Here is a 25,453-nt window from a genome sequence, read left to right on the forward strand (position 1 = left end):
GTAATCCTTATTTATTCGTAGCGCAGAGCCTGAACCGGATCGAGGCGCGAGGCGCGCCAGGCCGGAAAGATCGTGGCGAGGAAGGACAGGCTGATCGCCATGACGACGACCGAGATGGTCTCGCCCGGGTTCATGTCGGCCGGAAGCTGGCTCAAGAAATAGAGTTCGGGGTTGAACAGCGTCGTGCCCGAAATCCAGGAAAAGAACTGGCGGATGGATTCGACGTTGAGGCAGACGATAATACCCAGAAGCACGCCCGCGAAAGTGCCGACGATGCCGATCGCCGCACCCGTCATGAAGAAGATGCGCATGATCGAGCCGGAGGACGCGCCCATGGTGCGCAGGATGGCGATGTCGCTGCCCTTGTCCTTCACCAGCATGATCAGGCCGGAGACGATGTTGAGCGCCGCCACCAGCACGATCAGCGTCAGGATCATGAACATGACGTTGCGCTCGACCTGAAGGGCGGAGAAGAACGTCTTGTTGCGGTCGCGCCAGTCGCTGATCAGCACCTGGCGGCCAGCGGCGTCCTCGATCGGCTGGCGCAGGTCATCGACCAGATCCGGATTGGTGACGAAGAGCTCGATCGACTGGGCGATGCCTTCGGCGTTGAAATAGAGCTGCGCCTCCTCAAGGGGCATGAAGATGATCGAGGCGTCATATTCCGACATGCCGATCTCGAAGATCGCCGAGACGGTGTAGGATTTGACGCGCGGGTTGACCCCCATCGGCGTGATGTCGCCTTCGGGTGCGACCAGCGTGATCGTGCCGCCGGCCGTGATACCGAGCTGTTCGGCCATGCGCGAGCCGATGGCAACGCCGGTTCCGGCGGCAAAGCCGACCAGATCGCCGGACTGGATATGGTCGGAAATGGATTTCATCTTGGCGAGATCGTCAGCCCGCAGCCCGCGCACCAAAGCGCCGGTGCCTGCCCCGCCCGGACCCGAGGCAAGCGTCTGCCCCTCGATCATCGGGATCGCCATGGTCACGCCCTTGACGCCGGAAAACTTCACCGCAAGGTCGGCATAGTTGTCGAGCGGCCCGTCGAGCGGCTGGATGATCATGTGGCCGTTGATGCCGAGAATGCGCGAGATGAGCTCGGTGCGAAAACCGTTCATCACCGCCATGACGATGATCAGCGTTGCCACGCCGAGCATGATGCCGATGAAGGAAAAGCCGGCGATCACCGAAATGAACGCTTCCTTGCGCCGCGAGCGCAGATAGCGCCAGGCCACCATGCGCTCGAACGTGGAAAACGGACGGCTCGACGGCGGCTGAACGGCGGCCGCTGCCTTGTCCTGCTCTAGCGTGGTGGCGCTCATCCCGGCTCCCTTATTTCGAAGCAGTCAGCTTGTTGATCGCAGCCTCGATGGTCAATGTCTCGCGGGCGCCGGTCTTGCGGTCCTTGAGTTCGACCTCGCCGGTTGCGACGGAACGCGGACCGGCAATGATCTGCACCGGCACGCCGATCAGGTCGGCGGTGGCGAACTTGGTGCCGGCGCGGTCATCCTTGTCGTCATAGAGCGGATCAAGGCCTGCCGTGTTGAGCGCGCCATAGATGGTTTCGCAGGCCGTGTCGCAGGCGGCGTCGCCGGATTTCATGTTGATCACGACCGCATCGAAGGGCGCGATCGAAGCCGGCCAGACGATGCCGTTCTCATCGTGCGAGGCCTCGATGATCGCCGGCACCAGCCGGGTCGGACCGATGCCGTAGGAGCCCATGTGCACCGTGTGCTCCTTGCCGTCGGGTCCCTGAACCTTGGCGCCCATGGCTTCGGAATACTTGGTGCCGAAATAGAAGATATGGCCGACCTCGATGCCGCGCGCGGAAACCTTCGAGGCGCCATCAATGGCGTTGAAAGCGGCCTCATCATGCATTTCCGAGGTGGCGGCATAGCGCGACGTCCACTTGTCGAAGATCGCCTTCATGGCGCCTGCGTCCCAGAAATCGGTTTCTTCGGCAGGAATGTCGAAATTCAGGAAGTCCTTGTGACAGAAGACTTCCGATTCACCGGTATCGGCGAGGATGATGAATTCGTGGCTGAGGTCACCGCCAATGGGACCGGTATCGGCGCGCATCGGAATGGCCCGCAGGCCCAGGCGCGAGAAGGTACGCAGATAGGCGGCAAACATCCGGTTATAGGAATTCACCGCGCCTTCGCGGTCGAGATCGAAGGAATAGGCGTCCTTCATCAGGAACTCGCGCGAGCGCATGGTGCCGAAACGCGGGCGGATCTCGTCGCGGAATTTCAGCTGGATATGGTAGAGATTGAGCGGCAGGTCCTTGTAGGACTTCACATAGGAGCGGAACACATCCGTGATCATCTCCTCGTTGGTCGGGCCGTAGAGCATAGGCCGGTCCTGACGGTCCTTGATGCGCAGCATTTCCTTGCCGTAAGCGTCGTAACGGCCGCTTTCCTGCCAGAGTTCGGCCGATTGCAGCGTCGGCATCAACAATTCAACGGCACCTGCCCGGTTCTGCTCCTCGCGGATGATGGCATTGACCTTGTCCAGCACCCGCTTGCCCAGCGGCAGCCAGGTATAGATGCCGGCCGACTGCTGTCGAACCATGCCGGCACGCAGCATCAGGCGATGCGATACGATCTCCGCTTCCTTCGGGTTTTCCTTCAGAATGGGCATGAAAAAGCGGGACAGGCGCATGAACGGGTTCCGGAACTTGATGCACTTCGCACTATCGTTGGATTCGGGCGAAATAACGTTGAGCTTGCAGCCCCTGCACGCTCGACGAGCGTGCGAACGGGCACTGCCGTTTGACTGTGTGTCGCGACGCTCCGACCGGCCTATACAGGAAGAAGGATACACCGCGCTCAAGCGTTCATAGACGCTTCGCGACAGGAAGAAAACCCGTCATCTTTGCTGACGTCGCGGCTTAGCGAGCCGGCGTTTCGGGCGCTGAAAAAGCGATTGAAGGGTGCGGCAAAAAGGCACGGTAGTAACAGGATTCTGACAGAAGTTGTCAACGGAAAAATTTTGCTCGACTGTAGCAAAAATGCAAAAAAATCAGATGACAACGCATAATGTTTGAGCTAGTTTCGGCTCACAAAAGAGGCAGGGAGATTAAATTCTTGTCGATTTCGCGGTCAAGTCTTGGGAGGATAAGATCTCAGGCGCGGTCATACGCAGCCACCGGTAACGGATAAGGGTCACGCGATACTTTAAGAACAAGGCTTTTAGCCTTGTTTTTTTTTGCTTTTCACGAAACCGATTCTGAAAGAAGAAGAGCTGGCGCTTCGATCGTGTCAATTGCGTGGCACGTCCCTCAACGGCATTGGTCCGACTGTCTGTAAGCCGTCGCTATCACACCAGTAAATGTCGCAAGGGCAACACACCCAGTTTGGTCCTAATAGAATTTCGGCGCGAATTGCGGAATTGCGTCCAAACCGTAGCCGAGGCGGACGGAGAGGATATACCACGCAACATGGATGACGGCTGCAAGCACCGTAGTCAGCAGAAAAACCCGCAGCGCCCGGAAGCGCGCCGGCGCGCTCTCGACGCTACCGGGCACGACCTCGTTCTCTTCGGCCTGCGTGCGCAGACCGATCGGCAGGACGATGAACAGCGTCAACCACCAGATGATGAAGTAGATCGCGAAGATGGAAAAGATCGGCATCGTGGTCTCTCACTGCGAAGGAAACCGGAAGGGCTCCCTTTGGCATTGTTGGGCGTCGTTATACCGCTTTCCGGCTTGTCCGACAAACCTCAGGCTCGCGCCCTTCTGTCACACCTGCTCCAGTTCGATCAGCGTTCCGAAGAAATCCTTGGGGTGAAGGAAGAGCACCGGCTTTCCATGCGCTCCGATCTTGGGTTGGCCGTCGCCGAGAACGCGTCCCCCCGCAGCAACAAGGCTGTCGCGGGCCGCCAGGATGTCATCGACCTCGTAGCAGATATGATGCATGCCGCCGGCGGGGTTCTTGGCAAGGAAGGCTGCGATCGGGGAGTCTTCACCCAGCGGCTCGAGCAGTTCCACCTTGGTGTTCGCAAGCGTGACGAAAACCACGCTGACGCCATGCTCGGGCAGAGCATCCGGCTCAGTCACCGAGGCACCCAGCACCGAGCGATATTTTTCCGCCGCCTCGGCAAGGTTTGGAACGGCCAGCGCAATGTGATTGACACGTCCGAGCATGGTTTTGCCTTTCGCGCGCTTCCTTTACGCTATCAAAGCTTGTTGATGAACACGGTGACGACCGGTTTCTTGCCCCAGACCTCATTGGCCGTGCCGCGAACCGCGCGTCGAACCGCTTCCTGCACCATGGCGAGATCCTTGCGCTTGCCGCGCGGGATGCTTTCGACGGCGCCGAGCACGGCATCATAGAGCGTATCGTTCATGTCTTCGCCCTCGTCATCGAACTCGGGCAGGCCGATGGTGACGACATCTGGATCGGCGTTGAAATCATACCGCTCGTCAAGCACGACATTGACCGCCACATGGCCGGCAAAGGAAAGCTTGCGGCGCTCGCCGATGCCCATCTCGTCGAAGTCGCCGACCAGGCTGCCATCCTTGTAGATACGGCCATGCGGCGCCGTGCCGATCACCGTTGCCGGACCGGGCGCAAGCCGCAGCATGTCGCCATTGCGCACGCGCGGAACCGTCTTGATGCCGGATTGCAGGCCGAGTTCGGTCTGGGCCGTCAGATGTGCCGCCTCGCCGTGGACCGGCACGAGGATCTGCGGCCGCGTCCATTCGTACATCTGCTGCAATTCGTGGCGGCGGGGATGGCCGGAAACGTGCACGAGGGCTTCCGAGTCGGTGACGATATGGATACCCTGCTCGACGAGGCCATTCTTGATGTCGTTGATCGCCTTCTCGTTGCCGGGAATGGCGCGGGAAGAAAACACCACGGTATCGCCGGCCGTGAAAGCCACGTTGCGCATTTCGTCGCGCGCGATCTTTGCCAGCGCCGCGCGGGATTCTCCTTGGCTGCCGGTGAGGATCACCACGACCTTGTCCCGCGGGATATAGCCGAATTCGTCTTCCGCGATGAACGGGTTCAAGCCTTCCATCAGGCCGACATCGCGGGCGACGTCGCAGACACGCTTCATTGAACTACCGAGCAAAAGGACTTCGCGGCCGGCGGCGGCGGATGCCTTGGCGATCGAGCGGATGCGGCCGACATTGGAGGAGAAGGTGGTGATCGCGACGCGGCCGGTGGCGTTCTCGATGATCTTGGTGAGGCTCGCCGAAACCTCCTCTTCCTGGGGCGATACGCCATCGCGCATCGCGTTGGTGCTGTCGCACATCAGCGCCAGCACGCCCTCGTCGCCGATCGCGCGGAACCGCGCCTCGTCCGTCAACGGACCAAGTGAAGGCGCATGGTCGATCTTCCAGTCGCCGGTATGGACGATATTGCCAAGCGGCGTGCGGATGACCAGCGACATCGGCTCGGGGATCGAGTGGTTGACGCCGACCGCTTCAATCTCGAACGGACCGACATTGATCCGGTCGCCCTGCTTGAAGATCGTGATCGGCACGTCGGCGCGCGTCCGCTCGAAATTGCGTTTGGCGTCAAGCATGCCGTCCGTAAACGGCGACGCATAGACCGGCACGTTCAGGCCCGGCCAGAGATCGGCGAGCGCGCCGTAGTGATCTTCATGGGCATGGGTGATGATGATGCCCTTGAGGTTCTTGCGCTCCTCCGCCAGGAAGCGGATATCCGGCAGAACCAGATCAACGCCCGGCAGGTCCGGCCCCGGAAAGGTCACGCCGCAATCGACCATGATCCACTGGCGGCTGGACGGCGCACCATAGCCGTAAAGGGCCAGGTTCATGCCGATTTCCCCAACTCCGCCCAGCGGCAGGAAGACGAGTTCGTCTTGTTTGCTCATTTAATGATTGCGCCTTGTTTCATCCAAAAAATACATCGCCCGCGGCGATGCGGTGGACCACGCCTGCTCCCATATCGAGCATCAGCCGGCCGTCTTCATCTATGCCTTCGAACCGTCCGGAAAGCGAGCGGTCCGGCAGGTTGACCGTAATCTTCTGGCCTATACCACCTGCTGCGGACCGCCATTGGGCAATGATTTCGGCTATGCCCTGCCCGCGGTTCCAGACATTCAATGCCTCACCCATGCTGCGAAACAGATGGGCAAACAATTCTTCCGGCGAAACTGCTGCCCCCTCTGCCTGCAGGCTCGTCACGGGGTAGAGCCCGTGGTCCGGCGCCAGCGCGACATTGATGCCGCAACCGATCACCAGCGCGTGCCTGCCGTCAGCCAACCCCTCGCCTTCGAGCAGGATACCGCAGCACTTCTTGCCCGCAATCAGAATGTCGTTAGGCCACTTGATCGAAACCGGATTGGACCCCGGCGGCATGACCGCCTGGATCGCCCGATGCACTGCGACGGCAACAGCGAGCGGCAGGGAATGCAGCTTGTCCATCGGCGCCGGGTCGATCAAAAGCAGCGAGGCGTAGAGATTGCCCGGTTCCGAAGCCCAAGAGCGGCCGCGCCGCCCCCGTCCCTCGAGCTGCCGTGTCGCGGTGATCCAGTGAAGTCCCGGATCACCGGCGCGGGCGCGGATCAGGCATTCGGTGTTCGTCGATCCGACATCGCCAAGGGCAGTATGCCGGAAGTCATCGAGCGAGAGCCTGCCAATCCGGTGCTCGCTGATCAAAAGAAGGTCCGCGCAGCAACTTCAGCCGCCGTGCCGATCGGTCCGCCGATCAGCACATAGGCAGCCACGAACAGACCGGAGAGACCGTAGACGAGACGCAGCACGCCGGACGGACGGGCGAACTCGTCCTTGGCTTCATCGAACCACATCAGCTTGATGACGCGCAGGTAATAATAGGCACCCACGACCGAGGCCAGAACGCCGATGATCGCCAGTGCATAAAGTTGCGCCTCGATCGCCGCCATGAACACGAAATATTTGGCGAAGAAGCCTGCCAGCGGCGGAATGCCGGCCAGCGAGAACATCATCACCGTCAACACCGTCGCCATGAGAGGATTGGTCTGCGACAGGCCGGCGAGGTCATCGACGCCTTCGACATGCTGGCCATCCTTGCGGCGCATCGACAGAATGCAGGCGAAGGTGCCAAGCGTCATGACCATATAGACCAGCATGTAGATCAGCACACCGCGCACACCGGCCATGGAACCGCTGGCCAGGCCGACGAGCGCGTAGCCCATATGGCCGATCGACGAATAGGCCATCAGTCGCTTGATGTTCTTCTGGCCGATCGCCGCAAACGCGCCGAGCAGCATCGAGGCGATCGAGATGAAGACGATGATCTGCCGCCAGTCGGCGACGATCGGCTCGAACGGCGTGATCACCAGGCGGATGAGCATCGCCATCGCTGCGATCTTTGGCGCGGCGGCGAAGAATGCCGTTACCGGCGTCGGCGCACCTTCGTAGACGTCCGGCGTCCACATGTGGAACGGAACGGCCGAAATCTTGAAGGCGACGCCGGCGAGAATGAAGACGAGCCCGAAAACCAGACCAAGCGAACGGCGTTCCGCCGACAGAGCCGACGCGATGGCTTCGAAGCCGGTATGGCCGGTAAAGCCGTAAACCAACGACATGCCGTAGAGCAGCATGCCCGATGAGAGGGCGCCGAGAACGAAATATTTGAGGCCCGCTTCGGTCGAGCGGAGGTTGTCGCGGTGCATGGCAGCGACGACATAGAGCGACAGCGACTGCAGTTCGAGCGCGAGATAGACGGAGATGAGGTCGTTGGCCGAAATCATCAGCAGCATGCCGAGCGTCGCCAGCACCACCAGCACCGGGAACTCGAAGCGGTCGATGCCCGCCGAGCGCGCCTCGCCCGCCGACATGACCAGGGTGACCAGGGAACCGGCCAGCGTCAGCACCTTCATGAACCGGGCGAACGGATCCGACAGGAACACGCCGCCATAGGCCTGACCGTCGCCGGTCTGCCAGATCAGCCAGGCACCGGAAACGGCAAGCAGGCCAACGGCAAGGCCGGTGACCAGTCCGGACGATTTCTCGCCCGAGAAGACACCGATCATCAACAGGACCATGGCGCCGACGGCAAGGATCAGCTCCGGCGTCGACAGGTGCAGGCTAGCGAGGAATGTTTCAGCAGTCATTTCAATCCCGTCCCGTCGTCATTTCGCCGAAAGCGCAACGTCTTGCGCTGCCTGCACGGCGGCAGTGTAGTTGTTCACGAGCAGATCCACCGAGGCTGCCGTCGCATCGAACACCGGAGCCGGATAGACGCCGAAGAAGATGGTCAGCACGACCAGCGGATAGAGGATAGCCTTCTCACGGCCGGAGAGGTCGAGCAGCGATTTCAGGCTGTCCTTCTCGAGCGCACCGAAGATCACGCGGCGGTAAAGCCAGAGCGCGTAGCAGGCGGAGAGAACGACACCGCTCGTTGCGAAGAAGGCAACCCAGGTGTTTGCCCGGAAAGCGCCGAGCAGCGTGGTGATTTCGCCAACGAAGCCGGAAGTGCCGGGAAGACCGACATTGGCCATGGTGAAGACCATGAAGGCAACCGCATATTTCGGCATGTTGTTGACGAGGCCGCCATAGGCGCTGATGTCGCGGGTGTGGGTGCGGTCATAGACGACGCCGACGCAAAGGAAGAGCGCGCCCGAGACGATGCCGTGCGACAGCATCTGGAAGATCGCGCCCTGTACCCCTTGCGTATTGGCCGCAAAAATCCCCATGGTGACGTAGCCCATATGGGCGACCGACGAATAGGCGATCAGTTTCTTGATGTCGGACTGCATCATCGCGACCAGCGAGGTGTAGATGATGGCGACGATCGACAGCGAGAAGACCATGGGCGCGAAATATTCCGACGCCAGCGGGAAAATCGGCAGCGAAAAGCGCAGGAAGCCGTAGCCGCCGAGCTTCAGGAGGATACCCGCCAGGATGACCGAACCTGCCGTCGGCGCCTGGACGTGCGCGTCGGGAAGCCAGGTATGGACCGGCCACATCGGCATCTTCACCGCGAAGGATGCGAAGAAGGCCAGCCATAGCCAGGTCTGCATCTGGCGCGGGAAGTTGTAGGCAAGCAGTTCGACGATATCCGTCGTGCCGGCCTGCCAGTACATCGCCATGATGGCGAGCAGCATCAGCACCGAGCCGAGCAGCGTATAGAGAAAGAACTTGTAGGACGCGTAGACGCGGTCCCTGCCGCCCCAGACGCCGATGATAATGAACATCGGAATGAGGCCTGCTTCGAAGAAGACGTAGAAGAGCACGATATCGAGCGACACGAAGACGCCGACCATGAACACTTCCAGAAGCAGGAAGGCGATCATGTACTGTTTCAGGCGCTTCTCGATGGTCACCCAACTCGCCAGCACGCAGAAAGGCATGAGGAGCGCCGACAGCACGACGAAGAGCACCGAAATGCCGTCTACGCCGAGATGGTAGGAAATGCCGGTGCCGAGCCAGGCATGCCTCTCGAGCATCTGGAAACCCGGGTTGGTGTAGTCGAAGCTCCACCATACCCAAAGCGACAGGACGAAGGTGGCGATCGTCGTCAGGAGCGAGATGTTCAGGATATTGCGGCGGCCGGAGGCGCTGTCTTCGCGCATCAAAAGCAGAAGAGCAACACCGGCCAGCGGCAGGAAGGTGACCGCGGAAAGAATGGGCCAATCGGTCATCAGAAGGAGCTCCCGAGCATCATCCAGGTAACGAGCGCCGCAATGCCGATCAGCATTACGAAGGCGTAGTGATAGAGGTAACCGGTTTGCAGGCGAACGACGCGGTCGGTGACGTCCATAACGCGCGCGGCGATGCCGTTCGGGCCGAAGCCGTCAATGACCCGCCCGTCGCCTTCCTTCCAGAGAAAGGTGCCGAGGCGCTTGGCCGGACGAACGAACAGGAAGTCATAGATCTCGTCGAAGTACCACTTGTTGAGCAGGAACTGGTAGAGAACGCGATGCTGATTGGCCAAGTACTTCGGCGTTTCAGGCGAGCGGATGTACATGTGCCAGGCGGTGATGAGGCCGAGCGCCATGGCGCAGAACGGGCTCCATTTCACCCAGAGCGGGACATGGTGGTATTCCTCGATCAGCTCGTTTTCCGGCAGCGTGAACAGCGAACCCTGCCAGAAGTGGGCATACTCATGACCGAAGAAGTATTCGTGGGAAAGGAAACCTGCGGCGATTGCGCCGATCGCAAGAATAATGAGCGGCACCAACATCACCTTCGGTGATTCATGCACATGGTGCATGACCTCGTGGGACGCGCGCGGCTTGCCGTGGAACGTCATGAAGGTCAGGCGCCACGAGTAGAAGCTCGTGAACAACGCAGCAACGACCAGCAGCGTGAAGGCAAAACCAGACAACACATTATGCGAGGCAAACGTCGACTCGATGATGGCATCCTTCGAGAAGAAGCCCGCCGTGCCGATGACCGTGCCGGGAATACCGACACCTGTGAGCGCGACGGTGCCGGCGAACATCAACCAGTAGGTCCAAGGAATGTACTTCTTCAGCCCACCCATGAACCGCATGTCCTGTTCACCATCGACGGCATGGATGACCGAGCCGGCGCCAAGAAATAGAAGCGCCTTGAAGAAGGCGTGCGTGAACAGGTGGAAGATCCCCGCGCCATAGGCGCCGACGCCGAGCGCCACGAACATGTAGCCGAGCTGCGAGCAGGTGGAATAGGCGATGACGCGCTTGATGTCGTTCTGCACCAGACCGACGGTCGCTGCGAAGAAGGCCGTGATCGCACCGACCAGTACGACGACCGTGCGGGCGTCCTCGGTCAGTTCAAACAGCGGCGACATGCGGGCGACGAGGAAGACACCGGCGGTGACCATGGTCGCCGCATGGATGAGCGCCGAAACCGGTGTCGGGCCTTCCATGGCGTCCGGCAGCCAGGTGTGCAGGAGGAACTGCGCGGACTTGCCCATAGCACCCATGAAGAGCAGCAGGCAGATCGCCGTCACCGCGTCCGCCTTGTCGAGATGCATGCCGAACAGGTTGATGACGGCTTCGCCGCCTTCCACAGCACCTTCCGCCGGCAGATAGCTTGCGGCGGCGGCGAAGATCGTTTCGAGATTGATCGAGCCGAACAGCACGAAGACGCCGAAGATGCCGAGCGCGAAGCCGAAGTCGCCGACGCGGTTGACAATGAAGGCCTTGATCGCGGCAGCGTTTGCCGACGGCTTCTTGTACCAGAAGCCGATCAGCAGATAGGACGCCAGACCCACGCCTTCCCAGCCGAAGAACATCTGCAAGAGATTGTCAGACGTGATCAGCATCAGCATGGCGAAGGTGAACAGCGACAGATAGGCAAAGAAGCGCGGCCGGTTCGGATCGTGATGCATGTAGCCGATCGAGTAGATGTGAACCAGGCTCGACACCGTGTTGACAACGACGAACATGACGGCCGTCAGCGTATCGACGCGGAACGACCACTCGGCGTCGAAGCTGCCGGACTGGATCCAGCGCATCACCATGACCTTGATCATCTCCGTCTCGCCCAGCGCGACGTTGAAGAAGACGAACCACGACAGCACGACGACGATGACCATGAAGCCGCTGGTGACATATTCCGACGCCTTGGCACCAATCGAGGTGCCGAACAGGCCGGCGATCAGGAAGCCGATCAGCGGCAGGAAGACGATAGCTTGAATAATCGTATTCATTGCCCGCTCAACCCTTCATCATGTTGACGTCTTCGACGGCGATCGAGCCGCGGTTGCGGTAGAAGACGACGAGAATTGCAAGACCGATCGCGGCTTCCGCGGCCGCGACGGTCAGAATGAACAAGGCGAACACCTGGCCGGTGATGTCATTGAGGAACGACGAGAAAGCGACCATGTTGATGTTCACCGAAAGCAGGATGAGTTCAACCGACATCAGGATGATGATGACGTTTTTCCGGTTGAGAAAGATGCCGAAGACGCCGAGCGTAAACAGGACGGCGCTGACGGTCAGATAGTGGGAAATACCGATTTCCATGATGATTGTTCCTTGACCCCGCGTCCGTCTTAAAGGCCCTGGCCCGACTTGACCTTGACCACTTCGACGGCGGTCTTCGGCGAACGGGCAACCTGTGTGGGAATATGCTGGCGCTTGATGTGTTCGCGATGGCGCAGCGTCAGCACGATGGCACCGATCATCGCGACCAGCAGAACCAGACCAGCGATCTGGAAGAAGTAGACATAGTGCGTGTAAAGCACGTCACCGAGCGCTGCCGTGTTGGTTCGGTCGGTCACAGCCGGGATCGGCATCGAAATCGACTTGGCGATTTCCGGCGAGAACGTGCTGCCGCCGACCACGATGATCAACTCGGCTGCAAGCACAAGGCCGATTAGGGCGCCGACCGGCGCATAGTCAAGCACCCCGGCCCTCAGTTCGGCGAAATCGATGTCGAGCATCATCACCACGAAGAGGAACAGGACCGCGACGGCGCCGATATAGACGACCAGCAGGATCATCGCGAGGAACTCGGCACCCGTCAGCAGAAACAGGCCGGCCGAGTTGAAGAACGTCAGGATCAGGAACAGCACGGAATAAACCGGGTTTCGCGCGGAAATGACCATGAACGCCGACGCAACCGCGACGAATGAAAAAAGATAGAAAAAAAGAGCCTGCAGACCCATGATCGGTGCCTTTTTCGTCTTCCCCGGGCAGGCATGACCGATAGGCCACCCTTCCCACTGGCGAACCGGGTCTCCCGGCCACGCCCAAAATCTGTTTTGCGCCTGCCCGACGAGGCAGGCGCAGTCTCTATCCAACGGCCTCAGCGGTAAGGCGAGTCCATTGCGATGTTACGGGCGATTTCCCGTTCCCAGCGGTCGCCGTTGGCAAGCAGACGCTCTTTGTCGTAATACAGCTCTTCGCGCGTCTCGGTGGCGAACTCGAAATTCGGGCCTTCGACGATCGCGTCCACCGGACAGGCTTCCTGGCAGAAACCACAATAGATGCACTTCACCATGTCGATGTCGTAGCGGACCGTGCGGCGCGTGCCATCGTTGCGGCGCGGGCCGGCTTCGATGGTGATCGCCTGGGCAGGACAGATCGCTTCGCACAGCTTGCAGGCAATGCAGCGTTCTTCGCCGTTCGGATAACGGCGCAGCGCATGCTCGCCGCGGAAGCGCGGACTGACCGGACCCTTTTCGAACGGGTAGTTCAGCGTCGCCTTCGGCGCGAAGAAATAGCGCATCGACAGGAAGAACGCGCCGACGAATTCCTTGAGGAACAGCGAACTGACGGCTTGCGAAAGACTTGCCATCAACAACCTCCAAACATGCCGGCCTGGGAGGCGCCGGCGAATTTTGCGAAACGGGAAACGGACATCAGGCCCACACCACCAGTTTCAGCACGACTGCAACAATGAAGACCATGGCGAGCGACAGCGGAAGGAAGACCTTCCAGCCGAGACGCATCAACTGGTCATAGCGGTAGCGCGGCACGAAGGCCTTCACCATGGCGAACATAAAGAACACCATCGATGCCTTCAGAATGAACCAAATGACGCCCGGGACCCAATTGAGGAACCAGACATCGACCGGAGGCAGCCAGCCGCCGAGGAACAGGATCGTCGTCAGCGCGCACATCAGGCAGATGGCCGCATATTCGCCGAGCATGAACATCATGTACGGGGTCGAGCCGTATTCGACCATGAACCCGGCGACCAGTTCCGATTCCGCTTCGACGAGGTCGAAGGGCGGACGGTTGGTTTCAGCCAGTGCCGAGATGAAGAAGACGATGAACATCGGGAACAGCGGCAGCCAGTACCAGTCGAGGAACGAGCCGGGCAACCCGATCATCGTGCCGAGGCCGTCACGCTGCGAATCGACGATATCCGTCAGGTTCAGCGAGCCGGCGCAAAGCAGCACGGTGACGATGACGAAGCCGATCGAGACTTCGTAGGAGACCATCTGCGCTGCAGAGCGCAGTGCGCTGAGGAACGGATATTTCGAGTTCGATGCCCAGCCACCGATGATGACGCCATAAACTTCAAGGGAAGATATGGCGAACACATAAAGAATGCCGACATTGATGTTTGCCATCACCCAGTTCGCATTGAGCGGAATGACGGCCCAGGCGGCCAGCGCCAAGGTGACGGAGACCAGCGGCGCCAGCAGGAACAGCACTTTGTTCGAGCCGGCCGGGATGACCGGTTCCTTGAAGACGAACTTCAAAAGATCGGCGAAGGACTGGAAAAGACCCCAGGGGCCTACCACATTCGGTCCACGGCGCATCTGAACCGCCGCCCAGATCTTGCGGTCGGCGAGCAGAATATAGGCGATGAAAATCAGGAGAGCGACCAGCAGCAGCAGCGACTGGCCGATCATGATGGCCGTTGGCCAGACATAGGTCAAAATGAAAGCGTCCATTTTTGTCTTATTCCCTCGCGCTCATTCCGCCGCAGCTTTGAAGTTGTTGCGTGCCAAAGCCGAACATTCGGCCATGACGGCAGACGCGCGTGCTATCGGGTTCGTCAAATAGAAGTCTTTGACCGGAGACGCAAATACCGATTTGGCCATCTCACCGGCTTTTTGTCCGAGTGCGGCAATTTCACCGCTGGCGCCCGGCGCAATCATATCGATCTCAGCGAAATGCGGATGGGCCGCATAGAGCTTTCCGCGCAGTTCACTCAGCGAATCAAACGGCAGGCGCTTGCCGAGCACGTCGGAAAGCGCGCGGATGATCGCCCAGTCCTCGCGCGCATCGCCCGGCGCGAAACCGGCGCGGTTGCCCATCTGGACGCGGCCTTCCGTGTTGACCCAGGTTCCGGACTTTTCCGTATAGGTGGAAGCCGGCAGGATCACGTCGGCGCCATGCGCGCCTTCGTCTCCATGCGAACCGATATAGACGGTGAAGCCGGCGGTCTTGGCCGAGAAATTCATCTCATCGGCGCCGAGCAGGAACAGCACGTCCGTGCCCGTCAGCATCTCGGCGGCAGTCTTACCCCCCTCACCCGGCACGAAGCTGAGATCGAGGCCACCAACGCGGGCAGCTGCGGTGTGCAGGACGGCAAAACCGTTCCAGTCGGCGGTTACTGCGCCAACAGCACCGGCGAGCTTGGCAGCCGTAGCGAGGACCGACGCACCGTTGCCGCCCGAAATCGCGCCCTGGCCGATAATGATCATCGGACGCTGCGCCTTCTTCAGGACGCTGAGGAACTTGCCCTTGCCGCTCGCCAGTTCGGCAAGCGTATCGGCGCCGGCGCCGAGATATTCATAGGAATAACGCAGTTCGGCCTGCTCGCCGATCACGCCGATCGGAAAATTGGCCATGCGGAAGCGCTTGCGGATGCGAGCGTTCAGGACGGAGGCTTCAAACCGCGGGTTCGAGCCGATGATCAGAAGCGCGTCGGCACTTTCGATGCCCTGGATCGTCGGGTTGAAGATGTAGCTCGAACGGCCGAACGACGGATCGAGCGCTGCGCCATCCTGGCGGCAGTCGATGTTCTTCGAGCCGAGCGAGGACATCAGTTCCTTGAGCGCATACATTTCCTCGACAGAAGCGAGATCGCCGGCGATCGCGCCGATCCTGTCGCCGCTGGTCTTTGCCACCGCCGACTTGATCGCGGCAAAGGCTTCGTTCCAGCTCGCAGGCTGCAGGCGCCCGTGCTTCTTCACATAGGGGCGGTCGAGACGCTGCGTCTTCAGACCATCCCAGATGAAGCGGGTCTTGTCGGAAATCCACTCTTCGTTGATCTCTTCATTGACGCGCGGCATGACCCGCATCACTTCGCGGCCGCGTGTGTCGACGCGAATCGCCGAGCCGACGGCATCCATGACGTCGATCGATTCGGTCTTGCCGAGTTCCCACGGCCGGGCGTTGAAGGCGTAAGGCTTAGAGGTCAGAGCGCCGACCGGGCAGAGGTCAACGACGTTGCCCTGCAATTCGGAGGTCATCGCCTGCTCGAGATAGGTGGTGATTTCGGCATCCTCGCCGCGGCCGATCAGGCCGAGTTCGGCAATGCCGGCAACTTCGGTGGTGAAGCGGACGCAGCGCGTGCAGTGGATGCAGCGGTTCATCACGGTCTTGACCAGCGGGCCGATATACTTGTCTTCGACGGCCCGCTTGTTTTCATTGTAGCGGGTCGAATCGACGCCGAAGGCCATGGCCTGGTCCTGCAAGTCGCATTCGCCACCCTGGTCGCAGATCGGGCAATCGAGCGGATGGTTGATCAGCAGGAATTCCATGACGCCCTCGCGCGCCTTCTTGACCATCGGCGTGGTCGTGAAGACTTCCGGCGGCTCGCCGTTCGGGCCGGGACGCAGGTCGCGCACGCCCATGGCGCAGGAGGCTGCCGGTTTCGGCGGCCCGCCTTTCACTTCGATCAGACACATGCGGCAGTTTCCGGCGACCGACAGCCGCTCATGGAAACAGAAGCGCGGAACCTCGGCGCCGGCTTCTTCGCACGCCTGCAGCAGCGTGAAATGATCCGGGACCTCGATCTCTTTTCCGTCGACTTTCAGCTTTGCCATCTTCGCACTCAATCCTGTCGTTCATTCGCCAGCCAGAGCGGCGAACAGATATTATAAAGGCACGCTAACCTCTTGAACGAAAACCGTTTCCGATTGCCGTTCGAAACTCATTCTCAACCCTTCATCAGGGTCTTTGCCTGCTCGACCCAGCCGTCGCGCGCTATGCGCCCGCCAAAACCGAGCTGCTCGTCGAAACGCTTCACGTCCTTATCGCTCCACGACGCGACATCCGCGTAACGCCGGACGCCCATGCCGTTCAGCACCTGCTCCAGCTTCGGACCGATACCCGAAATCCGCTTCAGGTCATCGGCCTGCGTTTCAACCACACGCGCCGCAGCCGTCTGCCGCTGCGGCTTGTCGGCCTTCGCCGGCGCAGCCTTGACCGGTTCTGCCTTCACTGGTTTCGACTTGACCGGAGCCTTGACTGGCGTCTCGGTTTTTGTCGCCGGTGCGACATCCGCCACCCCGGCAGCGCTTGCCAACGGTTCGGCAGCCTCCGCCGCAGGTCTTTCGTCGACGGCAGCGGTTTTCTGCGCCGTCCTGGTCATGCCCTGCATCGCGCCGAACATGATGCCGGCGATATGGCTGGTCATGCCAAGCCCAATCGCCGTGGCTGCCGCCATCGCTGCCGCCGGATGCTGCATCAGCGGATGCAGCGGCACTTTCGGCATATCCTTCAACCATTCGGCCATGCCGAACGGATCACTACTGGCCGGGGAATCTGCCGTAGGACCGGCAGTTCCTGCCCACGTTCCCTTGCTTTCTTCCTGTTCCGGCCTGGTCATATCGCTTACTCCGCCGCTTGCAGCACCGCCCCATGCGATGTCGAATTCCGCGTGTATTCATCGATGCGCTTTTCCATCTCCGGACGGAAATTGCGGATCAGCCCCTGGATCGGCCATGCTGCCGCGTCGCCGAGCGCGCAGATCGTGTGACCTTCGACCTGCTTCGTCACGTCGAACAGCATGTCGATTTCGCGCTTCTGGGCGCGGCCTTGGACCATGCGTTCCATGACCCGCATCATCCAGCCGGTGCCTTCACGGCACGGCGTGCATTGGCCGCAGCTCTCGTGCTTGTAGAATGCCGCCAGCCGCCAGATCGCCTTGATGATGTCGGTGGAGCGGTCCATGACGATGACTGCCGCGGTACCGAAAGACGACTTGACGTCGCGCATGCCGTCGAAATCCATCGGCGCATCCATGATGTCTTCCGCCTTGACCACCGGGCAGGACGAACCGCCCGGAATGACCGCGAGAAGATTGTCCCAGCCGCCGCGAATGCCGCCGCAATGGCGCTCGATCATCTCGCGGAACGGCACACCCATTGCATCCTCGAAGGTGCACGGCCTGTTGACGTGGCCAGACACCATGAACAGCTTGGTGCCGACATTGTTCGGACGGCCGATCGCGGAGAACCAGCCGGCGCCACGGCGCAGGATGGTAGGCGCAACAGCGATCGATTCGACGTTGTTGACCGTCGTCGGGCAGCCATAGAGGCCCATGTTCGCCGGGAACGGGGGTTTGAGGCGCGGCTGGCCCTTCTTGCCTTCAAGGCTTTCGAGAAGTGCTGTCTCCTCGCCGCAGATATAGGCGCCGGCGCCGTGATGGACGTAGATGTCCATGTCCCAGCCGTGCTTGTTGTTGATGCCGAGAAGGCCGGCGTCATAGCATTCGTCGATCGCCGCCTGCAGCGCCTCGCGCTCGCGGATATATTCGCCGCGAACATAGATATAGGCGGCATGCGCGCCCATGGCGAAGCTGGCGATCAGGCAGCCTTCGATCAGCGTGTGTGGATCGTGGCGCATGATGTCGCGGTCCTTGCAAGTGCCGGGCTCCGACTCGTCGGCGTTGACGACCAGATAATGCGGCCGGCCATCGCTTTCCTTCGGCATGAAGGACCATTTGAGACCGGTCGGGAAGCCCGCGCCGCCACGGCCGCGAAGACCCGACGCCTTCATCTCGTTGATGATCCACTCACGGCCCTTTTCCAGGATCTGCTTGGTGCCATCCCAATGGCCACGGCTGATCGCGCCCTTCAGCGACTTGTCGTGAATGCCGTAGATATTGGTAAAAATGCGATCTTTATCGTCGAGCATGGTTCACCTGTTTATCGCGGCTTCTTGCCTGTTGACGGCGTCTTCAAAGCCGGATCGGTTTCCGCCGCGGCAGTCTTGGCGCGCGCAGCCTTGGATGGCGGCACGCTGACGGCGGCCTCGTCGTTGACCTTCTTGGCGCGCGGTGCGGCCGGTTTCTTTTCCGGTGTCAACAGCGTCGTCGGACCACCGACGGGTGCTGAGAAAATACGGTCGATCTGCGGACCCGGCTTGACGTCGGAACCCTTGCCTGCGTCGAAACGGTCGATGATGTATTCCAACTGCGGAACCGTGAGGTCTTCGTAGGTGTCCTTGAAGATCATCACCATCGGCGCGTTCACGCAGGTGCCCTGACACTCCACCTCTTCCCAGGAAAGCGTACCCGCCTCGTTCGGCGTCAGCGGCTCGGGATGGATGCGCTTCTTGCAAAGGTTGATCAGGTCTTCCGAGCCGCGCAGCATGCATGGCGTCGTGCCGCAAACCTGAACATGGGCGCGCGTGCCGACCGGCTTCAGCTGGAACTGAGTGTAGAAGGTCGCGACTTCGAGCACGCGAATATAGGGCATGCCGAGCATGTCGGCGACGCCTTCGATCGCAGCCTTGGTGACCCAGCCATCCTGCTCCTGCGCCCGCATCAACAGCGGAATGACCGCCGATTGCTCGCGGCCTTTCGGGTATTTCTTGATCGTTGCCTTGGCCCAGACAGCATTGTCCTTGCTGAAGGCAAAGCTCGCTGGCTGGACATTTTCCTCGGCTAGTCGACGAACGGACATTCTTCCCGCACCTTATCAGTTAATCGAACCGCACCGCGACTTCGTCAGGGAGACGAACTCGCAGGCATAGGCTGACTGGTCTTTCTGCAAAAATACAATGTAGCGCGTGCCGTTCGGCACGGCGGCCCTGATCTCATAGCCCTGGGTCAGGAGCTTGCCCATGCCGCCGCCCGACGAACCGCTGATGCCCGCATCGCCGGTGTCTGTCGCAGTTTCCTGCGCGACAGCCGGCGCGGCCGCAAGCAGCAATCCGCAAAGCATCAGGGCAATCAGGCGCATCAACGGTCTACCTCGCCGAATACGATGTCGAGCGAGCCCAGGATAGCCGATACGTCGGCGAGCTGGTGGCCACGACAGATGTAATCCATCGCCTGCAGATGCGCGTAACCCGGGGCACGGATCTTGCAGCGATAGGGTTTGTTGGTGCCGTCGGAGACGAGATAGACGCCGAACTCGCCCTTCGGCGCTTCGACAGCCGCGTAAACCTCGCCTTCGGGCACATGATAGCCTTCGGTATAGAGCTTGAAATGGTGGATCAGCGCTTCCATCGAGCGTTTCATCTCGCCACGCTTCGGCGGCACGATCTTGCCATCGAGCGACGAAACCGGTCCGATCTTGGCGTCGCCGAGCAGGCGATTGACGCACTGGCGCATGATCTTGGCCGCTTCGCGCATCTCGATCATGCGGATCAGGTAACGGTCGTAGCAGTCGCCATTCTTGCCGATCGGGATGTCGAAATCCATCTGCGAATAGCATTCGTAAGGCTGCGCCTTGCGCAAATCCCAGGCAGCGCCCGAACCACGCACCATGACGCCGGAAAAGCCCCAGGCCCAGGCATCTTCGAGGCTGACGACGCCGATGTCGACGTTGCGCTGCTTGAAAATGCGGTTGCCGGTCAGGAGCTCATCGATATCGTCGACGGTCTTGAGGAACGGATCGATCCACTTGCCGATGTCTTCGATGAGCTCATGCGGCAGATCCTGGTGAACGCCGCCCGGACGGAAGTAGGCCGAATGCATGCGCGCGCCAGAGGCGCGCTCGTAGAACACCATCAGCTTTTCGCGTTCTTCGAAGCCCCAGAGCGGCGGCGTCAGCGCGCCGACGTCCATGGCCTGCGTCGTGACGTTCAAGAGATGCGACAGAATACGGCCGATTTCCGAATAGAGCACTCGGATCAGCTGCCCGCGGATCGGCACTTCAGTGCCCGTCAGCTTCTCGACCGCCAGCGCAAAGGCATGTTCCTGGTTCATCGGCGCGACATAGTCGAGCCGGTCGAAATAGGGAATAGCCTGCAAGTAGGTCTTGGTTTCGATCAGCTTCTCGGTGCCGCGATGCAAGAGACCGATATGCGGATCGACGCGCTCGACGATTTCGCCATCGAGCTCCAGCACAAGACGCAGCACACCGTGCGCCGCCGGATGCTGCGGGCCGAAATTGATGTTGAAATTGCGGACGTTATGTTCAGTCATGTGCGCGCTCCGAGCCGAAAACACCTTCACGATAGCGTAGGTGCCGGCCTTCCTTGTTCTTACTGCTTTGCCTTCTCATCACCCGGCAGAACATAATCCGTCCCCTCCCAGGGCGACATGAAGTCAAAGTTTCGGAATTCCTGCTTCAGTTCCACCGGCTCGTAGACGACCCGCTTGGCTTCGTCATCGTAGCGCACTTCGACAAAACCGGTCGTCGGAAAGTCCTTGCGCAGCGGATAGCCTTCGAAACCATAGTCGGTCAGGATGCGGCGCAGGTCCGGGTGGCCGGTAAAAAGGATGCCGTACATATCGTAGGCTTCCCGCTCGAACCAGTCGGCGCCCGGATAAACGGCGCAGGCCGACGGCACCGGCTGATCTTCGCCGGTCGCGACCTTCACGCGGATGCGCAGGTTCTGCTTCGGTGACAGGAGGTGATAGACCACATCGAAACGGTCGGGACGCTGCGGCCAGTCGACGCCGCAGATATCCGTGAAGTTGATAAAACCGCAGCGGGCGTCGTCACGCAGGAAGGTCAACAGCGCAATCAGGTTGTCCGCGGTCGCCGTCAGCGTCAGTTCACCAAAGCTCATGACGGCATCGGAAATCAACGCACCGCGCGCTTCTCGGATATAGGTGGCAAGTCCGTTCAGGGCTTCACTCATTGTTCAGATCCCCTGCCCTTACCGTTCGATCGTGCCTGTACGGCGGATCTTCTTCTGCAGCAGCAGCACCCCGTAAAGGAGGGCCTCTGCCGTGGGAGGACAGCCAGGCACATAGATATCCACCGGCACGACGCGATCGCAGCCGCGCACCACCGAATAGGAATAATGATAATAGCCGCCGCCATTGGCGCAGGAGCCCATCGAGATGACGTAACGCGGCTCGGGCATCTGGTCATAGACCTTGCGCAGAGCGGGTGCCATCTTGTTGGTCAGGGTGCCGGCGACGATCATGACGTCCGACTGGCGCGGCGAGGCGCGCGGCGCAAAGCCGAAGCGCTCGGCGTCGTAGCGCGGCATCGACATCTGCATCATTTCGACGGCGCAACAGGCCAGGCCAAAGGTCATCCACATCAGCGAGCCCGTGCGGGCCCAGTTGATCAACTCGTCGGTCGAAGTCACCAGAAAGCCCTTGTCGGCAAGCTCGTTGTTGATCTCGCCGAAGAACTTGTCATTACCGCCGATCGGCTTGCCGGTCGAGGGATCGATGACCCCCTTCGCCTTTGGCGCAACGAGCGTGGTGTGGGAGGTCAGTTCCATTCCAGCGCCCCCTTCTTCCATTCATAGATAAAGCCGATGGTGAGCACGCCGAGGAAGACCATCATCGACCAGAAACCGAACCAGCCCATCTCCTTGAACGAAACAGCCCAGGGAAACAGGAACGCCACTTCAAGATCGAAGATGATGAAGAGAATCGACACGAGATAGAATCGGATGTCGAATTTCATGCGAGCGTCATCGAATGCGTTGAAGCCGCATTCGTAGGCCGACAGCTTTTCATCGTCGGGCGCCTTGTAGGCGACGGCAAACGGCGCAATCAGCAGCGCCAGGCCGATAACCAGCGAGATACCGATGAAAATGGCGATCGGAATGTAGGAGCCAAGAAGGTCTGTCATTGTATCCGTCCCTGCCTGCGAGGCGCGCTGAAGAAGCGCAAAAACAAATGCTCACAGGCCGAAAATATGTTGCAACGCCAAAGTCGTTAGCGCAGCCAGCGCCGGTGTGCAAGCCTTGAGACAGGTTTTCATCCCCTTCTATGGGCGGAATGAAGACCGGCCAAAAGCTAGCATCTCCGGTAGGCGCGCGCAAATCCCGCAAAACCTTCACGGAAGAGGCTGCCACAGACCGCAACTGCCTTGCCCGGCAGCCCAGAGACATATGGTCGCGCGCGGTAAAATCGATTGAAATCGTGAGTTGGACACAAAAATGGCGATGCCCGATAGCGCTGCCTTGCGACCTTATAGATGCCGCAATACCGCATAGCCACTATCCCGGATTTGCATGGGCGCAAGGCACCCCTACCTGCCTTCCTGCAAGGCGCGCCACGTACCGAAGACGCACCTGCGGAACTCGTGCGGCAGGATATCATCGCAGCGGCCATAGAGCCGCACATCTACGTCAAGCCGCGATCGATGAGCATCTGAAAGAACAGCCCAAACGGCTACGCGCGGCAGAGCCGCTTCACTGTTTTCCCTATCGTGTTTTTTTATTTTAGAGAGAAAAATGGCGCGAGTGACGGGGCTCGAACCCGCGACCTCCGGCGTGACAGGCCGGCACTCTAACCGACTGAGCTACACCCGCGCACTTTGAATGGAAAACCCGGATTGGCGCAGAAGCGCTTTCCTTGAAATGGCGCGAGTGACGGGGCTCGAACCCGCGACCTCCGGCGTGACAGGCCGGCACTCTAACCGACTGAGCTACACCCGCACTTCATTTCAAGCAATCCGGATGCTTTCGCATCCGCTCGAACCGGACTGGCCGCTTCGATGAGCGGCTAACTACGGGGTTCGTCTTTTAGTGTCAAGCAGGTTTGGAGACAAAACGATGACAGCCGGCGAATTGTTTCCACAGGGACGAAAAAGCGCGACGAAAAATGCACTAGAGACTGGGAGCCACTCCTCTCAACGGCGCTTTCATCGACTGGTGCGCCGCCTTTCGCCGCATCGAAGTCCCTCCCGTTTTCCACAACGCGTTCATCGCCTTGTTGCCGGGCTTGTTCACGGTCGCCTGCAAAAAAATCAAAAAATCTTTGCAAACACTCTTGCGGTTTTTCGCCGATACGCATAGATCACGGCCACCGACGCGGCGGACACTGATCTGCTTCGCGAAGGGCGATTAGCTCAGTTGGTAGAGCGCCTCGTTTACACCGAGGATGTCGGGAGTTCGAGTCTCTCATCGCCCACCATTTATCCCTTAAGCAAATGTATGACTATCATCGTGACATCATGCGTGGTCGCAAAGGCTTTCCTGTGAACACGGCTCATCGCTCTTGCCAATGGATGGCGACACCACCATGTGTTGGCGGATGTAAAGATGGGGGCGATCGAGTTTCGTCCGCCGGTTCGTCATGGTTGACCGGGTCACGAAATAACAGGGGATGCGATGAGGAATGCGATTTTGACTGCAGCGCTTGCCGCGGGGCTTGCCGCCTGCACCGCCATGCCGGAACTTGCGCCTATACCCGGCAGCATCACCTATAATGGCCAGCCGGCAACAAAACTGACCAAGGCGCCGGTCGGCAGTGTGCTGCGCCACCGGCTGAACGACGAATACGGCCAGCCCTCCGAAGAGACCTATGTCATCCAGCCGGACCGGTCGTTGCGGCTCGTGCGCAGGGAGAGAGTTTTCGACGGGCCGTGAACGGGTAAAACGCCGTTTTGAGTGACACCCACGGGTGCGCCAACAGGAAGACATGATTTCCGGAGGAAAACCTGTTCGGTTACAGCGCCGCGCGTCTTTTCAGACGCGCAAAGGTCGCTGTAACACTTTGATCTGCTGCATAATTTTTCCTTAAATCGAATCCGATTTAAGGAATTATGCAGTAGGCCTGCATTGCAGACGATTCGCGCCTGACTTCAAGGAGACGCGTGAAGCCCGTCAAACATCTTCCTTCTTCCGCACCGGCGTCTTGCGCTTCGGTTCTTCCGGCGCCTCGGGCAAATACGGCTTTTCCCCTTTCGGCGTAGGAGCAAGCAAGTTCTTCAACGCCGACAACCGGTCCTTCAGCAGCGGCCGGAACCGCGTCGCGCGATAGGGCATGTCCGCCGCACCGTAGCCTTCCGGACCGTCGTCGTTGCCGCGGTGGATCTCCGTCAGCTTGACGCCGATGAACTCACCATCGACATAGTGCTTGTAGGGGCCAACCCAGCGGATTGTATAGATCTGGCCCTTGCGGATGCCCTGATCGATCGAGACGTGCTTGAACGTGTCGTTGATGCAGACGACTTTCTGTCCGACGTGAAAATTGTACATCGCAAAATCCTTCTGCCCGGCCTCTGCCCAAGCGATTGCGGCCGGCAAGGTCCTGGCGATCAAATAACGCTGGTCGGCCTCGCATTGCAACGAACAAGGTGCCGTGATGACAGCCGGCTCCGCGCGCCTCACCGAACTGGCATGCAATCGAACCTCAAGCGAAAACGCCTGCCGCCTCGGTAACGCCAACCAGCCGCGATGCCAAATCCTCATTTTCCCTGATACTGGCTGTCCGTGACAGGCTCCATCCAGTCCACCGCCTTTCCGTCAAGCGCCTCCTGGATGGCGATATGGGTCATGGCCGTCGTTACTGCCGCGCCGTGCCAGTGTTTTTCACCCGGCGGAAACCAGACGACGTCCCCTGCCCTGATCTCGCGGATCGGTTCGCCCCACACCTGCGCCAACCCGCTGCCGGAGGTGACGATCAAGGTCTGGCCGAGCGGATGGGTGTGCCAGGCCGTGCGTGCGCCCGGTTCGAAGGTGACGGACACGCTGCGCGTGCGGGCCGGTTCCGGCGCATCCAGGATCGGGTCCTGCCGGACGCTGCCGGTAAAATAGTCCGGTGACGGCTTGACCGACGGCCGGGATCCGCAGGGTTTGATCTCCATGGTAAATGGCTCCTTGCTTCGACAAATCTGTCACGCCCATCGCCACTTCGGGAATGGAAGCGGCGTTGCAATCGACCATACCTTGCATATCGCTGCCGCCGAATCGAGCCCGTCACCGAACTGGAAAACGGGAAGCGGCA

The 25,453-nt window shown here is 60.2% G+C and carries 25 protein-coding genes and 3 tRNA genes; 2 read left to right on the forward strand and 26 right to left on the reverse strand.

The genetic code is table 11. The annotated features are described in order from the left end of the window. Positions 1-11 precede the first annotated feature (11 nt). The 24 genes from ACSQ3F_RS19210 to ACSQ3F_RS19325 all read right to left on the reverse strand — a co-directional run bounded on the left by ACSQ3F_RS19210 (position 12) and on the right by ACSQ3F_RS19325 (position 23,160). On the reverse strand, positions 12-1,322 hold the full coding sequence (locus tag ACSQ3F_RS19210; protein ID WP_436101673.1) for a lipoprotein-releasing ABC transporter permease subunit: 1,311 nt from the start codon (positions 1,320-1,322) through the stop codon (positions 12-14). Between the two features lie 10 nt (positions 1,323-1,332). Beyond that, on the reverse strand, positions 1,333-2,661 hold the full coding sequence (gene proS / locus ACSQ3F_RS19215) for a proline--tRNA ligase (protein WP_436101674.1): 1,329 nt from the start codon (positions 2,659-2,661) through the stop codon (positions 1,333-1,335). A 700-nt stretch (positions 2,662-3,361) separates the two neighbouring features. Beyond that, positions 3,362-3,631 carry a DUF1467 family protein gene (locus ACSQ3F_RS19220; protein ID WP_436101675.1) on the reverse strand — a complete coding sequence of 90 codons (270 nt, stop codon included), beginning with the start codon at positions 3,629-3,631 and terminating at the stop codon, positions 3,362-3,364. A 108-nt stretch (positions 3,632-3,739) separates the two neighbouring features. Beyond that, entirely contained in the window at positions 3,740-4,144 is a 405-nt protein-coding gene (mce, locus tag ACSQ3F_RS19225; protein WP_436101676.1) for a methylmalonyl-CoA epimerase, read from the reverse strand. A gap of 32 nt (positions 4,145-4,176) precedes the next feature. Continuing rightward, on the reverse strand, positions 4,177-5,844 hold the full coding sequence (locus tag ACSQ3F_RS19230) for a ribonuclease J (protein ID WP_436101677.1): 1,668 nt from the start codon (positions 5,842-5,844) through the stop codon (positions 4,177-4,179). A gap of 19 nt (positions 5,845-5,863) precedes the next feature. Further along, positions 5,864-6,631, reverse strand: a complete 768-nt coding sequence (locus ACSQ3F_RS19235) for a biotin--[acetyl-CoA-carboxylase] ligase (protein ID WP_436101678.1) — start codon at positions 6,629-6,631, stop codon at positions 5,864-5,866. After that, a complete protein-coding gene (gene nuoN, locus ACSQ3F_RS19240; RefSeq protein WP_436101679.1) occupies positions 6,628-8,070 on the reverse strand; it encodes an NADH-quinone oxidoreductase subunit NuoN in 1,443 nt (480 codons plus the stop codon). Before nuoN ends, ACSQ3F_RS19235 begins: the two co-directional genes overlap by 4 nt. A gap of 18 nt (positions 8,071-8,088) precedes the next feature. Beyond that, positions 8,089-9,600 (reverse strand): NADH-quinone oxidoreductase subunit M, encoded by a 1,512-nt coding sequence (locus ACSQ3F_RS19245; protein ID WP_436101680.1) that lies wholly within the window; start codon positions 9,598-9,600, stop codon positions 8,089-8,091. Further along, positions 9,600-11,597, reverse strand: coding sequence for an NADH-quinone oxidoreductase subunit L (gene nuoL, locus ACSQ3F_RS19250; RefSeq protein WP_436101681.1), 1,998 nt, complete (start codon positions 11,595-11,597; stop codon positions 9,600-9,602). The genes ACSQ3F_RS19245 and nuoL overlap by 1 nt, the downstream gene beginning before the upstream one ends. Before the next feature lie 7 nt (positions 11,598-11,604). After that, positions 11,605-11,913, reverse strand: coding sequence for an NADH-quinone oxidoreductase subunit NuoK (gene nuoK, locus ACSQ3F_RS19255; RefSeq protein WP_436101682.1), 309 nt, complete (start codon positions 11,911-11,913; stop codon positions 11,605-11,607). A 29-nt stretch (positions 11,914-11,942) separates the two neighbouring features. Then, positions 11,943-12,557 carry an NADH-quinone oxidoreductase subunit J gene (locus ACSQ3F_RS19260; protein ID WP_436101683.1) on the reverse strand — a complete coding sequence of 205 codons (615 nt, stop codon included), beginning with the start codon at positions 12,555-12,557 and terminating at the stop codon, positions 11,943-11,945. Between the two features lie 140 nt (positions 12,558-12,697). Further along, entirely contained in the window at positions 12,698-13,189 is a 492-nt protein-coding gene (gene nuoI / locus ACSQ3F_RS19265) for an NADH-quinone oxidoreductase subunit NuoI (protein WP_436101684.1), read from the reverse strand. 64 nt (positions 13,190-13,253) lie between these two features. After that, on the reverse strand, positions 13,254-14,297 hold the full coding sequence (gene nuoH, locus ACSQ3F_RS19270; protein WP_436101685.1) for an NADH-quinone oxidoreductase subunit NuoH: 1,044 nt from the start codon (positions 14,295-14,297) through the stop codon (positions 13,254-13,256). Positions 14,298-14,318: 21 nt separating this feature from the next. Further along, positions 14,319-16,400 (reverse strand): NADH-quinone oxidoreductase subunit NuoG, encoded by a 2,082-nt coding sequence (gene nuoG, locus ACSQ3F_RS19275; protein WP_436101686.1) that lies wholly within the window; start codon positions 16,398-16,400, stop codon positions 14,319-14,321. A 113-nt stretch (positions 16,401-16,513) separates the two neighbouring features. Further along, on the reverse strand, positions 16,514-17,185 hold the full coding sequence (locus ACSQ3F_RS19280) for an NADH:ubiquinone oxidoreductase (RefSeq protein WP_436101687.1): 672 nt from the start codon (positions 17,183-17,185) through the stop codon (positions 16,514-16,516). Between the two features lie 5 nt (positions 17,186-17,190). Then, positions 17,191-18,495, reverse strand: coding sequence for an NADH-quinone oxidoreductase subunit NuoF (nuoF, locus tag ACSQ3F_RS19285; RefSeq protein WP_436101688.1), 1,305 nt, complete (start codon positions 18,493-18,495; stop codon positions 17,191-17,193). A gap of 11 nt (positions 18,496-18,506) precedes the next feature. Continuing rightward, positions 18,507-19,265 (reverse strand): NADH-quinone oxidoreductase subunit NuoE, encoded by a 759-nt coding sequence (gene nuoE, locus ACSQ3F_RS19290; protein ID WP_436101689.1) that lies wholly within the window; start codon positions 19,263-19,265, stop codon positions 18,507-18,509. 15 nt (positions 19,266-19,280) lie between these two features. Further along, positions 19,281-19,544 (reverse strand): hypothetical protein, encoded by a 264-nt coding sequence (locus ACSQ3F_RS19295; RefSeq protein ID WP_436101690.1) that lies wholly within the window; start codon positions 19,542-19,544, stop codon positions 19,281-19,283. Continuing rightward, positions 19,544-20,734: an NADH-quinone oxidoreductase subunit D gene (locus ACSQ3F_RS19300; RefSeq protein ID WP_436101691.1), complete on the reverse strand. Its 1,191-nt coding sequence runs from the start codon at positions 20,732-20,734 to the stop codon at positions 19,544-19,546. Before ACSQ3F_RS19300 ends, ACSQ3F_RS19295 begins: the two co-directional genes overlap by 1 nt. A gap of 59 nt (positions 20,735-20,793) precedes the next feature. Next, positions 20,794-21,396: an NADH-quinone oxidoreductase subunit C gene (locus tag ACSQ3F_RS19305; RefSeq protein WP_436101692.1), complete on the reverse strand. Its 603-nt coding sequence runs from the start codon at positions 21,394-21,396 to the stop codon at positions 20,794-20,796. Between the two features lie 18 nt (positions 21,397-21,414). Next, a complete protein-coding gene (locus ACSQ3F_RS19310; RefSeq protein ID WP_436101693.1) occupies positions 21,415-21,993 on the reverse strand; it encodes a NuoB/complex I 20 kDa subunit family protein in 579 nt (192 codons plus the stop codon). Then, entirely contained in the window at positions 21,984-22,349 is a 366-nt protein-coding gene (locus tag ACSQ3F_RS19315; RefSeq protein ID WP_026203374.1) for an NADH-quinone oxidoreductase subunit A, read from the reverse strand. The genes ACSQ3F_RS19310 and ACSQ3F_RS19315 overlap by 10 nt, the downstream gene beginning before the upstream one ends. A 608-nt stretch (positions 22,350-22,957) precedes the next feature. After that, a tRNA-Asp gene (locus ACSQ3F_RS19320) sits at positions 22,958-23,034 on the reverse strand. 49 nt (positions 23,035-23,083) lie between these two features. Continuing rightward, positions 23,084-23,160 (reverse strand) — tRNA-Asp (locus ACSQ3F_RS19325). 402 nt (positions 23,161-23,562) lie between these two features. Between ACSQ3F_RS19325 and ACSQ3F_RS19330 the strand changes: the two genes are divergently transcribed. Continuing rightward, a tRNA-Val gene (locus tag ACSQ3F_RS19330) sits at positions 23,563-23,638 on the forward strand. Between the two features lie 197 nt (positions 23,639-23,835). Continuing rightward, positions 23,836-24,093: a hypothetical protein gene (locus tag ACSQ3F_RS19335; RefSeq protein ID WP_436101694.1), complete on the forward strand. Its 258-nt coding sequence runs from the start codon at positions 23,836-23,838 to the stop codon at positions 24,091-24,093. A 237-nt stretch (positions 24,094-24,330) separates the two neighbouring features. Here the strand turns inward: ACSQ3F_RS19335 and ACSQ3F_RS19340 are convergent, their stop codons facing one another. Next, positions 24,331-24,705 (reverse strand): CAP-Gly domain protein, encoded by a 375-nt coding sequence (locus ACSQ3F_RS19340; protein ID WP_436101695.1) that lies wholly within the window; start codon positions 24,703-24,705, stop codon positions 24,331-24,333. A gap of 209 nt (positions 24,706-24,914) precedes the next feature. After that, positions 24,915-25,313: a (R)-mandelonitrile lyase gene (locus ACSQ3F_RS19345; protein ID WP_436101696.1), complete on the reverse strand. Its 399-nt coding sequence runs from the start codon at positions 25,311-25,313 to the stop codon at positions 24,915-24,917. Positions 25,314-25,453: the final 140 nt, after the last annotated feature.

This window comes from Pararhizobium sp. LjRoot238, from assembly GCF_964252955.1.
GTDB lineage: Bacteria > Pseudomonadota > Alphaproteobacteria > Rhizobiales > Rhizobiaceae > Pararhizobium.